Genomic DNA, 14,223 nt, shown 5'->3' with positions numbered 1-14,223 from the left:
GCCCAGCGGGTGCTCGTCGAGCGGCGGGGCCGCGGGGGCGGGAGGGGCGTACTCCGGCGCGCGCGCCGCCGGTGCGGCCTCAAGGCCCGACAGCGGCGCCTGGAACGCCACCGAGCGGTCGGCCAGCCCGCGCGGCGGCGGGGCCGGCGGCGTGTAGGAGTCGCGCCAGCGCGCCGCCCCGCCGCCCCACGATCCGCCCGAGGATGCCGGCTGCGGTGCGCGGTAGGGCAGGGGGGCGCTGCCCTCCGGCCGCAGCGCGCCCAGCGTGGCGAGGCCCACGGTGGTCGAGGCACGGTGCCCGGCTTCGGCCAGGGCGTGCTTGAGCGAGCCGACGATCAGGCCGCGCACCAGCCCCTGGTCGCGGAAGCGCACCTCGGCCTTGGCCGGGTGGACGTTGACGTCCACCTCCTGCGGGTCGATCTCCAGGAACAGCGCCAGCATCGGGTGGCGGTCGCGCGGCAGGAAGTCGGCGTAGGCGCCGCGCACCGCGCCGACCATCAGCTTATCGCGCACCGGCCGGCCGTTGACGAACAGGTGCTGGTGGCGCGCGGTGGGGCGGTGCAGCGTCGGCAGGCCGATCCAGCCGGTCAGCCGCACGCCCTCGCGCTCCGCCTCGACCGGCACCGCGTTTTCCTGGAAGTCGCGGCCCATCAGCGCACCCAGCCGGGTCAGCCGCGCGTCCAGCAGCTCGCCCTGCGCGGCGCTGAGGCGCAGCATGGAGCGCGCGTCGTCGGCCAGCGTGAAGGCGACCTTCGGGTGCGCCATGGCGAGGCGCTCGATGCCGTCGGAGATGTGTTCCAGCTCGGTGCGCGCCGCCTTGAGGAACTTCAGGCGCGCCGGCACCGCGGCGAACAGGTCGCGCACCTCGACCCGCGTGCCGCCGGCCAGCGCCGCCGGTTGCGGCTTGCCCTTGGCACCGGCGTCCACCAGCAGCGCCCAGGCCGAGTCGGCGCCCTTCGGCCGGCTGGTCAGCGTCAGCCGGCTGACCGCGCCGATGGAGGGCAGCGCCTCGCCGCGGAACCCCAGGGAGCGGATGTCCAGCAGGTCGTCCGAGGGCAGCTTGGAGGTGGCGTGCCGCTCGACCGCCAGCTCCAGCTCGTCCGGCGTCATGCCACAACCGTCGTCGGTGATGGAGATCAGCGACTTGCCGCCCTCGCGCACCACCACGTCGATGCGGGTGGCCCCGGCGTCGATGGCGTTCTCCACCAGCTCCTTGACGGCGGCGGCGGGGCGCTCGACCACCTCGCCGGCGGCGATGCGGTTGACGAGCGTGTCGGGCAATAGGCGGATCGGCATGGGCCAAATATAGGGGGTGCTCCGCGGTGCTGCCACCAGCAATGTGCCGGTTGCGAGGCGCGGTCACGAAACGACCGGGGCCGTGCCGCGACCGATTCTGTCACGCGCGCTTACCAAAATATGTTTCCGCGAACTAATCGGCGGTAGAAAAAAAGTCATTGGCAAGAAACGGTGCGCTTGTAGAATAAAACGGTATGTCGATGTTTTGTCGCGGGTGGGCCATGGCGGTCCGATCTTTTTCCACCAGGATCAGCGTGGCCTACGCCGCGGCGGGGGCGGCGTGGATCCTGGCGGGCAGCGGGGCGGCCGATCATTTGTTCGGGGCCGACATCGCCGCGCTGTGGTGGTTCGAGATCGCCAAAGGGCTGGTCTTCGTCGGGGTGACGGCGCTGGCGCTCAAGCTGCTGCTGCGGCGCGAGCTGCGGCGGCGCAGCGAGAGCGAGGAGGCGCACGCCCACACGGCGGAGCGGCTGGAGGTGCTGCTGCAAGAGACGGTCGGCGCGCTGTCGCACACGCTCAGCCAGCGCGATCCCTACACCGCCGGCCACCAGGAACGCGTCGCCGCGCTGTCCGTCGCCATCGCGCAGCGCATGGGCCTGGACCGGGAGCGGGTGGACCTGATCCGCATCGGGGCGCTGCTGCACGACATCGGCAAGATCGCCATCCCGGCCGAGCTGCTGTCGAAGCCCGGCCGCCTGACCGCGGACGAGTTCGCGCTGGTCAAGGGGCACGTCGCCAGCGGCCAGGCCATCGTCGGCAAGATCGCCTTTCCCGAGGCGGTGCACGCCGTCGTCGGGCAGCACCACGAGCGGCTGGACGGCTCCGGCTACCCTGCGGCGCTCGCGGGCGACGCCATCGCGCTGGAGGCGCGCATCGTCGCCGTGGCCGACGTGGTCGAGGCGATGACCTCGCACCGCCCGTACCGCCCCGGCCTGGGCGTCCAGGCGGCGGTGGAGGAGATCCGCGCCCAGCGCGGCGGCAAGCTGGACGCGGCGGCGGTGGACGCCTGCCTCGCCGTGGTCGGCGACGGGATCGAGCGGGTCTGGCCGGTGCCGGCGCGCCTGGGCGTGGCGCCGGCCAGCATGGCGGCGGTGTAGGCCGCCCCTACCGGTTCCGCTGGTACCAGCCGATCAGCCCGGCCGTCGAGCTGTCGTGGCCCGACACCGGGGCGGCGGCGCAGGGCGCCGTCAGCTCCGGCAGGATCTTGCCGGCCAGCTGCTTGCCCAGCTCGACGCCCCACTGGTCGAAGCTGTTGATGCCCCACACCACGCCCTGCACGAACACCTTGTGCTCGTACAGCGCCACCAGGGCGCCCAGCGTGTGCGGGCTCAGCTTCTTGAACAGGATCGAATTGCTGGGCTTGTTGCCGGCGAAGACGCGGTGCGGCACCAGCGCCTCGATCTCCGCGTCCGGCACGCCCTTCCTGCGCATCTCGTCGCGCACCTCGTCCGCCGTCTTGCCGCGCATCAGCGCCTCGGGCTGGGCGAAGGCGTTGGACAGCAGGATGCGGTGGTGCTCGCCGACCGGGTTGTGCGTCACCGCCGGGGCCAGGAAGTCGCAGGGGACCAGCTCGGTGCCCTGGTGGATCAGCTGGTAGAAGGCGTGCTGGCCGTTGGTGCCGGGCTCGCCGAACACCACCGGGCCGGTGGCGTAGTCCACCGGGTTGCCCTGGCGGTCCACCGACTTGCCGTTCGACTCCATGTCGAGCTGCTGCAGGTAGGCCGGGAAACGGTGCAGGTACTGGTCGTAGGGCAGCACGGCGTGCGACCGGGCGCCCCAGAAGTCGATGTACCAGACGCCCAGCATCGCCATCAGCACCGGCATGTTCCGCTCCAGGGGTGCCGTGCGGAAGTGCTCGTCCATGGCGTGGGCGCCGTCCAGCAGCTCCTCGAACGCCTCCATGCCGATGCCCAGCGCGATCGGCAGGCCGATGGCCGACCACAGCGAGTAGCGGCCGCCGACCCAGTCCCAGAAGCCGAACATGTTCTCCGGGTCGATGCCGAACCTGCGCACCTCCGGCTCGTTGGTGGAGACGGCGACGAAGTGCCGGGCGACGTGCGCCTCGTCCTCGGCGGTCTCCAGGAACCAGCGGCGGGCGGTGTGGGCGTTGGTCAGCGTCTCCTGGGTGGTGAAGGTCTTCGACGCGATGACGAACAGCGTCGATTCGGGGTCCAGCCACTCCAGCGTCTCCATGATGTGGGTGCCGTCCACGTTGGAGACGAAGTGCACGCCGATGTTCGGGTGCAGGTAGGGGGTCAGCGCCTCGGTCGCCATGACGGGCCCGAGGTCGGAGCCGCCGATGCCGATGTTGACGATGTCGGTGATCGGCTGGCCGGTGTAGCCGGCCCACGCCCCGTTGCGCACCGCCTCGACGAAGCGGCCCATGCGCGCCAGCACGCCGTTCACGTCGGGCATGACGTCCTTGCCGTCCACCAGCACCGGCCGGTTGGAGCGGTTGCGCAGCGCGGTGTGCAGCACCGCGCGGTTCTCGGTGGTGTTGATCCTCTCGCCGGCGAACATGCGGTCGCGCCAGCCCTCGACGTCCTGCTGGCGGGCGAGGTCGAGCAGCAGCGCCACCGTCTCGTCGGTGATGCGGTTCTTGGAGTGGTCGAACAGCAGCCCCGCGGCCTCCAGCGAGAAGCGCGAGAAGCGGCCGGGATCACTGGCGAACAGGTCGCGCATGTGGACGCCGGCCATGGCTGCGCGATGCGCCGACAGCGCCGCCCAGGCGGCGGATTGGGTGAGTGCGGACATCGACGGTCTTCTCCTCCTCAAGGATCCCTGGGACGGTAGCACCGGGGACGGAGCGCGGGGTATGGGGCAAAACGCGCGGGTGCAGGGCTATTGCCCCCACCCTAACCCTCCCCCGCTGCGCAGGGGAGGGAACTCCGCCGCTCTGCCCCCTCCCCTGCGAAGCGGGGGAGGGATGGGGTGGGGGCAAGCCGCCCCTCAGCTCCCGCCTTCCAGCGTCTTCGTCGCGGTTACCCCCTCCGGCCGGCCGACCAGCACGGTCAGCAGCCTGGCGGGGTCGAGCAGCCGCTTGGCGACGCGCTGCACGTCGTCCTTCGTCACGCCGTTGATCAGCGCATCGCGCTTGTCCAGGTAGTCGATGCCCAGGTTGTCGCGCTTCACCTGCAGCAGGATCCGCGCGATCGCCGAGGTCGAGCTGAACTGCAGCGGGAACGAGCCGGTCAGGTAGGTCTTGGCGTCCTGGATCTCCTGCTCCGTGGCGCCGCCGTCGGCCATGCGCTTCCACTCGGCGCGGATGATCTCCAGCGTCTCGGCGGCCTTGGCGTTCACCGTCGAGCCGCTGGCCAGGATCAGCGCGCCGTGGTCGAGCGGGATCAGGTAGCTGTAGACGCCGTAGGACAGGCCGCGCTTCTCGCGCACCTCCTCCATCAGGCGCGAGGTGAACCCGCCGCCGCCGAGGATGTAGTTCATCACGCTGGCGGCGTACCAGTCCGGGTCCTCGCGCTGCACCCCCTGCTGGCCGAGCAGGATCAGCGTCTGCGCCGTCGGGCGCGGCGCCACCAGCGTCTCGCCGGTCCCCTTGGCGACGGCGTCGGGCAGGCGGGCGCTCTGGCTCTTGGCCGGCAGACCGCCGAACACGCGGTCGAGCGCCTTGCCCAGCTCCTCCGGCGTGATGGCGCCTGAGGCGGCGACCACCAGCCGGTCGCGGCCGAGTTCGGTCTTCATGAAAGCGCGCAGATCATCGATGGCGACCTTGGGCAGGCTCTCCAGCGAGCCGCGCACCTCGCCCCCATAGGGGTGGTCGGGGTAGGCGGCGGCGTAGAAGGCCCGGCGCGCCACGTAGTTCGGGTCGGCGAGGTCGCGCCGCAGGCTGGACAGGATCGAGGTGCGCACGCGCTCCACCGCCTCGGCGTCGAAGCGCGGCTCGGCGAGCGACAGCCGCGCCAGCTCGAACGCCTCGTCGCGGTTGTCCTTCAGCGTGCGCAAGCTTCCGGTGAAGCCGTCGCGCCCGGCGTCGAAGCCCAGGCTGACCGCGAGGTCCTGCATGCGGCCCTGGAAGGCCTGCGCGTCGTAGGGGCCGGCGCCCTCGTCGAGGGTGGAGGCGACGAGGTTGGCGCGCCCCTCCCTGCCGGCCGGGTCGGTGCCGCCGACGCCCTCGAACGCCCATTCCAGAGCGACGACGGGGATCTTGTGGTCCTCGACCAGCCACGCCTCGATGCCGCCGGGGCTGACCACCCGCTTCACCTCGATGGCGTGCGCGGGCAACGTGACGAACAGCACCAGCAGTGCCGCGACGATGGAGCGCATGCGTCAGCTCCCCTTGTGGTTGGCCGGCAGCAGCAGGCCGGTCACGTGGTTGGTCTTGCCCAGCACGGCGCGGGCGGCGGCGTTGACCTGCTCGGCCGTCACCGCGTCGATGCGCACCGGCCAGCTCTCGACGTCGTCGATGCTCTGCCCGCTGGCGAGCGCCTGGCCCAGCGCGTTGGCCGGGCCGGACAGGCTGTCGCGGGCGTAGGCCGCCTCGGTCAGCATGCGCTTCCTGGCGGTGGCGACCTCCTCGGGGGTGACGCCCTCCTTCAGCAGCCTGGTGCGCTCGGCGTCCAGCGCCGCCTCCAGCTTGTCCATGTCGACTCCGGGCGCCGGGGTGCCGCCCATGGACAGCGTGGTGTCGTCCCACGACGACGCGCCGTAGCCGAGCCACGCCGAGGTGGCCAGCTTCTGCTCCACCACCAGCGAGCGGTACAGCCGCCCGGTGGCGCCGCCGCTCATGATCTCGGCCAGCACCTGGAGCGCGTAGGCGTGCCCCTCCTTGTCGGTGCGGTAGGACGGCGCCTGCCACAGCCGGCGGATCGACGGCTGGCGCACCTCGGCGTCGCGCAGGATGACTCGGCGCTCGGCGCCGATCGGCGGCTCGCTGACGCGCCTGCGCTCGGGCACCGGCTTGGCCGGCAGCTTGCCGTAGTATTTCTCGGCCAGCGGCTTCAGCTCCTCGGCCGAGACGTCGCCGGAGACGATCAGGATGGCGTTGTTGGGCGCGTACCAGCGCTTGTAGAAGGCTTCCGCCTCCTCGCGGGTCATCGCCGCCATCTCCTGCGGCCAGCCGATGATCGGCGTGCCGTAGGGGTGGTGGACGAAGAGGGTGGCGTTGATCTGCTCACCGATCTTGTCGGCCGGCTCGTTCTCGACGCGCTGGCGGCGCTCCTCCATCACCACGTCGCGCTCGGGGTAGACGACGGCGTCGGTGAGCTTGAGGTTGGCCATGCGGTCCGCCTCCATCCGCATCACCAGCTCCAGCCGGTCGCGGGCGACGCTCTGGAAGTACGCAGTGTAATCCCAGGAAGTGAAGGCGTTGTCCTTGCCGCCGTTCTTGGCGACGATGCGCGAGAAGGCGCCGGGCGGCAGCTCGTCGGTGCCCTTGAACATCAGGTGCTCGAGGAAGTGGGCGAGGCCGGAATGGCCGCGCTCCTCGTCGGCGGCGCCGACCTTGTACCAGACCATGTGGGTGACGACCGGCACGCGGCGGTTGGTGACGATCACCACCTGCATGCCGTTCGACAGCGTGAACGTCTCGGGGAAGAAGACGCCTTTCTCGGCGGCCTGGACCTGAGGCGCGGCGGTCAGCAGGACGAGCGCCGACAGCAGGGCGCGGGTGGTGCGCAACATCGACCGTCTCCGGAATCGAAAAGGGGCGCCCGGATGGGCGCCCCTAGAACCTGGGATCTTGCGGTGCTCAGAACAATCCTTCGAGCGGCGCCTTGCGCTTGCGCTCGATGGTCGGGACGGTGCCGTCGTTGACCGGCTTGCCCTGGGCCTGGGCTTCGCGCAGGCGCTGGCTTTCCTTCTTCGGATCGACGATCTCGTAGGGCTGCTCCTGCTTCTGCCAGAACAGCAGGCGGTCGATCCAGCGCTTGTCGGCGACGATCAGTGCGGAGGTCTCCTCATCGACCCGGTTGCGGATGCCCGGGTCGGCCGGGCCGGCCTTGGTCAGCAGCGCCGCTTCGCCCTGCGAGGCCGGCGCCTGGGCGGCCTTGCCCGGCGCGCCGGTGCGGGACGCGCCGCCGAACACGCTGGAGGCGGCGAGCTGCGTCGGCGTGGCCTCCTGCGGGCGCATGGCGCCGGGGCGCGGCGGGGTGAGGCGCATGTCCGGCGGCAGGGTCAGCGGGGCGCGCGATACGACGGCGAACTCGTCCGGCGGGTTGCGGTCCAGGCCGATGGCCCGGCGCGCGTCGGAACAGCCGGTGAGAGCCAGGACGAGCAGCGCCAGCCCGAGGATCGGGGTCGCGATGCGGCGCGGGGAAGCGGTGAGGGTGCTGCTGTGCACGGCTGTCAGTCCCGTCGTGTGTCATAGGCGGCCGGGTCGCGGAGCGGCGTCGGCGCGCATGTTTCTACTACGCCTTGTCGTGCCCTGCCAACAATCCGTCGAGGATGAGCAGCACGACGCCCACACTTATCCCAGTGTCGGCGACGTTGAAGGCCCAGAAGTGGAAGCCCAGGGCGTGGAAATCGAGGAAGTCGGCCACCGCGCCGAAGCGCAGCCGGTCGACGACGTTGCCGACGGCGCCGCCGACGATCAGCCCGATGGCGAGCGCCACCAGCGCCCGCTCCGCCCCGCGCAGCCAGGCGAGCAGCACCGCGACGATGACCAGCGCCACGCCGGACAGCACGTAGGGCATGATCGCCGCCTCGTGCGAGAACATGCCGAAGCTGACGCCCTGGTTCCACGCCATCACGAGGTTGAAGAAGGGCGTCACCTCGACGACGCGCGGCGGGCGCATGACGTGCTCGAGCACCCACCACTTGCTGATCTGGTCGAGCACGACGACGAGCACCGCGACGGCGATCCCGAAGCCGAAACGCGACGGACGCTGCGATGCGACGAAGGCTTGCATGCGGAGGCTCCTGGGAGGTGTCTGCCTGGAACCCCCACCCCGGCCCTCCCCCGCTGGGCGGGGGAGGGCCGGGGTGGGGGCTCTACGAACTCAGAACGCCGCGTCCACGGCTTCGGCGCAGCGCAGGCACAGCGTCGGGTGGTCCTTGGCGGTTCCGACCTCCGGCAGCACCTTCCAGCAGCGCTCGCACTTCCCGCCCGCGGCCAGCCCCGGCGCCACGCCGATGCCGGGCACGTCGGCCAGTGCGAAGGCCCCTTCCGGTGCCGCGCCCTCGGCCACCGTGATCGCCGAGGTGATGCAGACGTCCTGGAAGTCCAGCCCGGCCAGCAACGCCGTGGTGTCCGCGTCCACGTACACCGTCGGGCTCGCCTGCAGGGACGAGCCGATCGTCTTGTTGGCGCGCTCCAGTTCCAGGGCACCGGTCACCACGCGGCGGACGTCGCGGATCTTCGCCCACTTCCCGGCCAGCGCGTCGTCGCGCCAGGACGCCGGCACCACCGGGAAGACGCGCAGGTGCACGCTCTCCTCGGTCCAGCCGGTGCCGGACTTCAGGCCGTCGGGGCGGGCCAGCCACGCCTCCTCGGCGGTGAAGCAGATGGCGGGCGCCAGCCACGCGGTGAGGCACGAGAACAGCTGCTCCATCACCGTGCGCACCGAGCGGCGGCGCACCGATCCCGGCGCGTCGCAGTACAGGCTGTCCTTGCGGACGTCGAAGTAGAAGGCCGACAGGTCCACGGCGCAGAAGTTGTGCACCGCCGTGTACAGGCCGTGGAAGTCGTACGCCTCGATGCGGTCGCGCACCAGGGCGTCCATCTCCGACAGGCGGTGCAGCACCCAGCGCTCCAGCTCCGGCATCTCAGCCTTTTCGATGCGCTCCTCGGGCTTGAAGTCGGCCAGCGCGCCCAGCAGGTAGCGCAGCGTGTTGCGCAGGCGGCGGTAGAGGTCGGCCTGGTACTTGATAATCTCCGGACCGATGCGCTGGTCCTCGGTGTAGTCGGTGCCGACCACCCACAGGCGCAGGATGTCGGCGCCGTACTTCTCGCAGACCTCCTGCGGGGCCACCACGTTGCCCAGCGACTTGGACATCTTGCGGCCCTGCTCGTCCATGGTGAAGCCGTGCGTCAGCACGGCGTCGTAGGGCGCGCGGCCGTTGGTGCCGCAGGACTCCAGCAGCGAGGAGTGGAACCAGCCGCGATGCTGGTCCGAGCCCTCCAGGTACAGCGACGCCGGCCAGCCCAGCTCCGGGCGCTGGCGCAGCACGAAGGCGTGCGTCGAGCCGGACTCGAACCACACGTCGACGATGTCCTTGATCTGCTCGAAGTCATCGGCCTTGTAGGCGTTGCCCAGGAAGTATTGCGGATCGCGGGCGAACCAGGCGTCCGAGCCTTCCTGCTCGAAGGTCTCGGCGATGCGGGCGAACACCGCCTCGTCGCGCAGGATCGAGCCGTCGGACTTCTTCACGAACAGCGCGATCGGCACGCCCCAGGCGCGCTGGCGGCTGATGCACCAGTCCGGCCGGCTCTCGATCATCGAGCGGATGCGGTTCTCGCCCTGCGGCGGCACCCAGCGGGTGTCGCTGATCGCCTGCAGCGCCACCGTGCGCAGCTCGTTCGTCTCCATGGAGATGAACCACTGCGGCGTGGTGCGGAAGATCAGCGGCGCCTTGGAGCGCCAGGAGTGCGGGTAGCTGTGCTTGACCTTGTCGCGGCCCAAAAGGCCGCCGGCCTCCTGGATCGCCTTCAGCACGGCGTTGTTGGCCTCGCCCGGCTTGCCCTCGGCGGTGTAGACGCGCAGGCCGGCGAACAGCGGCACGTGGTCGTAGTAGCGGCCGTCCTCGCCCACCGTCTGCGGCACCTCGATGCCGTGCGCCTGGCCGAGGTGGAAGTCGTCCTCGCCGTGCGTGGGGGCGATGTGGACGAAGCCGGTGCCGGCGTCGGTGGTAACGAAGTCGCCGGGCAGCAGCGGCACCTTGAAGTCGTAGCCCTGGCCGTGCAGCGGGTGGCGGCAGATGGTGCCGGCGATCCGCGAGCCCGGGAAGCGGTGCAGCAGCTGGTACTCGGTGACCTTGGTGTCCTTGAACACCTGCTCGGCCAGCGCGGTGGCGAGGATCAGGCGCTCGCCGGCCTGGGCGAGGCTGCCCTCGGCGACGCCGGTGACCTTGTAGGTGCCGTACTCGATCTCCTCGCCGAACGCGACGGCGCGGTTGGCCGGCAGCGTCCAGGGCGTGGTGGTCCAGATCACGACGGTGGCGTGATCGACCTCCGGCGCGCCGGCACCCTCCACCTTGAAGCGCACGAAGCAGGTGGTGGAGGTGTGGTCGTGGTACTCGATCTCGGCGTCGGCCAGCGCGGTCTTCTCGACCACCGACCACATGACCGGCTTGGCGCCCTTGTAGAGGCCGCCGTTCATGGCGAACTTGTGGATCTCGCGGACGATCTGCGCCTCGGCCGGCAGCGTCATGGTCAGGTAGGGGCGCTTCCAGTCGCCCTCGATGCCCAGGCGCTTGAACTCGGTCGTCTGCACGTCCACCCAGTGCTGGGCGAACTCCCGGCACTCCGCGCGGAACTGGATGATCGGAACCGCGTCCTTGTCCTGGCCGGCGCCGCGATACTTCTCCTCGATCTTCCACTCGATCGGCAGGCCGTGGCAGTCCCAGCCGGGGACGTAGTTCGCGTCGAAGCCCTGCATCTGGCGCGACCGGTTGATCACGTCCTTGAGGATCTTGTTCAGCGCGTGGCCGATGTGGATGTTGCCGTTCGCGTACGGCGGGCCGTCGTGCAGGATGAACTTCGGCCGGTCCCTGGAGGTCTCGCGCAGCGTGGCGAACAGGTCCATCTCCGCCCAGCGCGTCAGCAGCTCGGGCTCCTTGGTGGGCAGCCCGCCGCGCATGGGGAAGTCGGTGCGGGGCAGGAAGACGGTGGACTTGTAATCGCGGGTCATCGGGGGTCCCTGGGGCAAAAAGGTCCGGGGCGCCTCGGTCCGGGCCCCCGGCAGCAGCACGTCCGTCCCGGCCCTCCTCAGAGGACCGGGTTCATAATTCGCCGATCAGGCCCCGGCCGCCGTGTCATCTGCCGCTGCGTCATGGGCCCGGATATTAGCCGTGCGTGGGGTTCGGTCAAGGCGGCGCTCAGTCCATCGTCGCCTTGCCGCCGTGGGCGGCCGACCACTCGACGGGGGTGTGCAGGAACTTCTCCACCTCGTCCAAGGTCTTGACGTCGAAGTAGTTGTTCTCGCGCGCCACCTTCAGCACGTCCCACCAGGTGCACAGGCTGTGCAGGCGCACGCCGATGCCGTCCATGATCTCCTTCGATTGCGGGAAGATGCCGTAATAGAAGATCACGAAGGTGTCCGTGCACTCGCAGCCGGCGTCGCGCAGCGCGTTGACGAAGTTGACCTTGCTCTTGCCGTCGGTGGCGAGATCCTCGACCAGCAGGACGCGCTGCCCTTCCTCCACCACGCCCTCGATCTGGGCGTTGCGGCCGAAGCCCTTCGGCTTCTTGCGGATGTACTGCATGGGCAGGCCCATGCGCTCGGCGATCCACGCGGCGAAGGGGATGCCCGCGGTCTCGCCGCCGGCGATGGCGTCGATGCTCTCGTAGCCGCATTCGCGCAGGATGGTGGCGACGCCGAAGTCCATCAGCGCCGCGCGGGCGCGCGGGAAGGAGATGATGCGCCGGCAGTCGGTGTACACCGGGCTCGCCCAGCCGGAGGTGAAGATGAACGGCGTCTCGGCGTTGAAGTGCAGCGCCTTGATCTCAAGCAGCAGCTTGGCGGCGGTGGACGCGATGACCTCGCGGTCGGGAAGGGCGGCGAGCGACTGCATGGCGATGCACTCCGGCGGGCTGGCTGACGGGCGGAAGCCCTGTGTAAACAGCCGCGCGGGGATTCGCAACCGGCGAGGGGCCGGGGTCAGCCCAGCCCGTGCCGGCTGGCCGGCCAGTGGTCGTCGTCGAGGATCTGCTCCAGCGTGTAGGGGCACTCGGCGGGGAGGATGGACGGGTCGAAGCCGTCGAACAGCTCCATCGCCTTGCCGGCAACTTTACGGGCGGATTTCCAGGCGTCGGGGAGCAGTTCGGGCAGCATCCGCCTCAGGGTACCGCTCCTCCTGATTTCTCGCTGCGCCCGGCCGCGATGCTCGACGGTGCTGAGCATCCACTTTCGGCGCGGGTCCGCCGCCGGTGAATACTCCAGTTTCAACAGGTGCTCGATGACGCGGACGAGATCGCTTTCCAGTGCCCGCAGATCGCTGCCGCCCATGTCTTCGATGGCCTCCGCCAGATTCTCCAGGTCCAGTTCCGTGTTGACGCGCGCCTCCGCCATGCGGCGCAGCGCGGCGGCCTGCTCCTGGGTCCAGGCGTAGAAGTCGGTGTCGTAGAGTCGGGCGTCGGGCATGGCGTCCTCTCGATCCTTCGAGAGAGTAGGGCGAAACGCCTCAGATTTCCACCGGCCGCACCAGCGCCGCACGGGCGGCCTCGGCGTCGCGGATGATCTGCGCCTTCAACTCGTCGAAGCTGGCGAACTTGCGTTCCGCCCGGATGTGCTCGATCAGCTGGACGCGCAGGTGCAGGCCGTAGAGGTCGCCGTCGAAGTCGAACAGGTGCGCCTCCAGCCGTTCCACCGTGCCGCCGACGGTCGGGCGCAGGCCGAGGTTGGCGACGCCGTCGATCCACTCCGTCCCGGCGCCGCGGTCCACCCCGGCGCGCACGGCGTAGACGCCGAAGGCCGGGCGCAGGTAGTCGCCCAGCTCGATGTTGGCGGTGGGGAAGCCGATGGTGCGGCCGCGCTTCTCGCCGTGCTCGACGCGGCCCTCGATCTCCCAGAAGTGGCCGAGGATGTGCGCCGCGCTGCGCGTGTCGCCGGCCAGCAGCGCGTCGCGCACGCGGGTGGAGGAGTAGACGCCGCCGCGCGGGTCGGTCACCGGCCCCACCGCGGTCACGCCGAAGCCATGCCTCTTGCCGTAGCGCTCCAGCAGCGCCACGTCGCCGGCGCGCTTGTGGCCGAACAGGAAGTCGCTGCCGCACACCGCGTGCCGGATGGCGAGGCCGCGGCCCAGATCCTCCTCGATGAAGGCGACCGCGCTTTTGTGCAGGAAGCCCTCGTCGAAATGGCAGACCACCGCGAGGTCCAGGCCCAGCGCTTCCAGCTGGCGCGTCTTGACGCGGAACGGCGACAGGCGGAACGGCGGTTCGTCCGGGCGGAACAGGCTGCGCGGGTGCGGCTCGAAGGTCAGCACGCCGGCCGGGACGCCCAGCTCGCGCGCGATGCGTTGCGCGGTGCCGATCACCGCCTGGTGGCCGCGGTGCACGCCGTCGAAGTTGCCGAGCGCCAGAACGGCGCCGCGCGCGTCTTCGGGCAGGTCGTCGGTGTGTCGGAACAGTCGCAAGGAGGATGCCTCTCGCCGGGTGCCGGGGTGTGCCGCCGGCTGGCGAGTATATAGAACAGCGCCGGCGCGGGGTAAACGCGCCGGCGCTGCCGGATCGATCAAGGCGCGATGTCGGGCGCGGATCAGCCGCGCGACGGAACCATCAGCATGGCCTCGCCCTCGAGGACGACGGTGTCGCCGACGCTGCAGACCGTGCGCATGATGACGCGGCGCTTCTCCGGGATGACTTCGGTGATGGTGGCGCGGGCGGTGACGGTGTCGCCCGAGCGGACCGGCGCCTTGAACTTCAGCGTCTGCGACATGTAGATGCAGCCCGGACCCGGCAGCTTGGTGCCCAGCACCGCCGAGATGAAGCCGGCCGACAGCATGCCGTGCGCGATGCGGCCCTGGAACATGGTGCCGCTGGCGTATTCCTGGTTCAGGTGCACCGGGTTGGTGTCGCCCGAGATGCCGGCGAACAGGACGATGTCCGCGTCCGTGATGGTCTTGGCGTAGGCGGCCGTCATGCCGACGGACAGGTCCTCCACATAGTGACCGTCCAGTTCCTTGGAGATCTGACGAACGTCGTCCATACGCGTGGTCCTTCTCGTTCCGATGCTGTGCGTTTGCAGCGCAGCGGGGAAATGATGCGGTGCGATATGTGCACCGCGGAACCATGATGACAATACACTCCAGGGAAAAAAA

Annotated in this window: 12 protein-coding genes; 1 reads left to right on the top strand and 11 read right to left on the bottom strand. The window is 70.3% G+C overall.

The genetic code is table 11. The features are described from left to right. A partial coding sequence (gene mutL, locus TSO221_RS12100; protein WP_109118747.1) for a DNA mismatch repair endonuclease MutL occupies positions 1-1,296 on the bottom strand: 1,296 nt, incomplete at its 3' end. Positions 1,297-1,517: 221 nt separating this feature from the next. Between mutL and TSO221_RS12095 the strand changes: the two genes are divergently transcribed. After that, positions 1,518-2,393 (top strand): HD-GYP domain-containing protein, encoded by an 876-nt coding sequence (locus TSO221_RS12095; RefSeq protein ID WP_158284065.1) that lies wholly within the window; start codon positions 1,518-1,520, stop codon positions 2,391-2,393. Between the two features lie 7 nt (positions 2,394-2,400). Here TSO221_RS12095 and pgi read toward each other — a convergent pair whose 3' ends face one another. From pgi to TSO221_RS12045, 10 genes are all read right to left on the bottom strand, one after another. After that, the gene (gene pgi, locus TSO221_RS12090) at positions 2,401-4,050 is read right to left on the bottom strand and encodes a glucose-6-phosphate isomerase (protein WP_109118745.1); all 1,650 of its coding nucleotides are present in this window, start codon (positions 4,048-4,050) and stop codon (positions 2,401-2,403) included. A gap of 195 nt (positions 4,051-4,245) precedes the next feature. Next, a complete protein-coding gene (locus tag TSO221_RS12085; protein ID WP_109118744.1) occupies positions 4,246-5,574 on the bottom strand; it encodes a pitrilysin family protein in 1,329 nt (442 codons plus the stop codon). Positions 5,575-5,577: 3 nt separating this feature from the next. Next, positions 5,578-6,930, bottom strand: coding sequence for a pitrilysin family protein (locus tag TSO221_RS12080; RefSeq protein WP_109118743.1), 1,353 nt, complete (start codon positions 6,928-6,930; stop codon positions 5,578-5,580). A gap of 67 nt (positions 6,931-6,997) precedes the next feature. Then, complete coding sequence (locus tag TSO221_RS12075) at positions 6,998-7,588, bottom strand: DUF3035 domain-containing protein (RefSeq protein ID WP_247878022.1); 591 nt, start codon at positions 7,586-7,588, stop codon at positions 6,998-7,000. Positions 7,589-7,655: 67 nt separating this feature from the next. After that, positions 7,656-8,156: a signal peptidase II gene (lspA, locus tag TSO221_RS12070; RefSeq protein WP_109118741.1), complete on the bottom strand. Its 501-nt coding sequence runs from the start codon at positions 8,154-8,156 to the stop codon at positions 7,656-7,658. 90 nt (positions 8,157-8,246) lie between these two features. Continuing rightward, on the bottom strand, positions 8,247-11,096 hold the full coding sequence (gene ileS / locus TSO221_RS12065; RefSeq protein ID WP_109118740.1) for an isoleucine--tRNA ligase: 2,850 nt from the start codon (positions 11,094-11,096) through the stop codon (positions 8,247-8,249). A gap of 187 nt (positions 11,097-11,283) precedes the next feature. After that, positions 11,284-11,979, bottom strand: coding sequence for an orotate phosphoribosyltransferase (locus TSO221_RS12060; protein WP_109118739.1), 696 nt, complete (start codon positions 11,977-11,979; stop codon positions 11,284-11,286). Positions 11,980-12,065: 86 nt separating this feature from the next. Beyond that, on the bottom strand, positions 12,066-12,548 hold the full coding sequence (locus TSO221_RS12055) for a DUF29 domain-containing protein (protein ID WP_109118738.1): 483 nt from the start codon (positions 12,546-12,548) through the stop codon (positions 12,066-12,068). 40 nt (positions 12,549-12,588) lie between these two features. Further along, a complete protein-coding gene (locus TSO221_RS12050) occupies positions 12,589-13,539 on the bottom strand; it encodes a bifunctional riboflavin kinase/FAD synthetase (RefSeq protein ID WP_109118737.1) in 951 nt (316 codons plus the stop codon). Between the two features lie 122 nt (positions 13,540-13,661). Next, positions 13,662-14,111, bottom strand: a complete 450-nt coding sequence (locus TSO221_RS12045) for a MaoC family dehydratase (protein ID WP_109118736.1) — start codon at positions 14,109-14,111, stop codon at positions 13,662-13,664. Positions 14,112-14,223: the final 112 nt, after the last annotated feature.

Source organism: Azospirillum sp. TSO22-1, from assembly GCF_003116015.1.
Lineage (GTDB): Bacteria > Pseudomonadota > Alphaproteobacteria > Azospirillales > Azospirillaceae > Azospirillum.
Note: the sequence above shows the minus strand (reverse complement) of the source record. Positions and strands in the feature narration are given on the sequence as shown.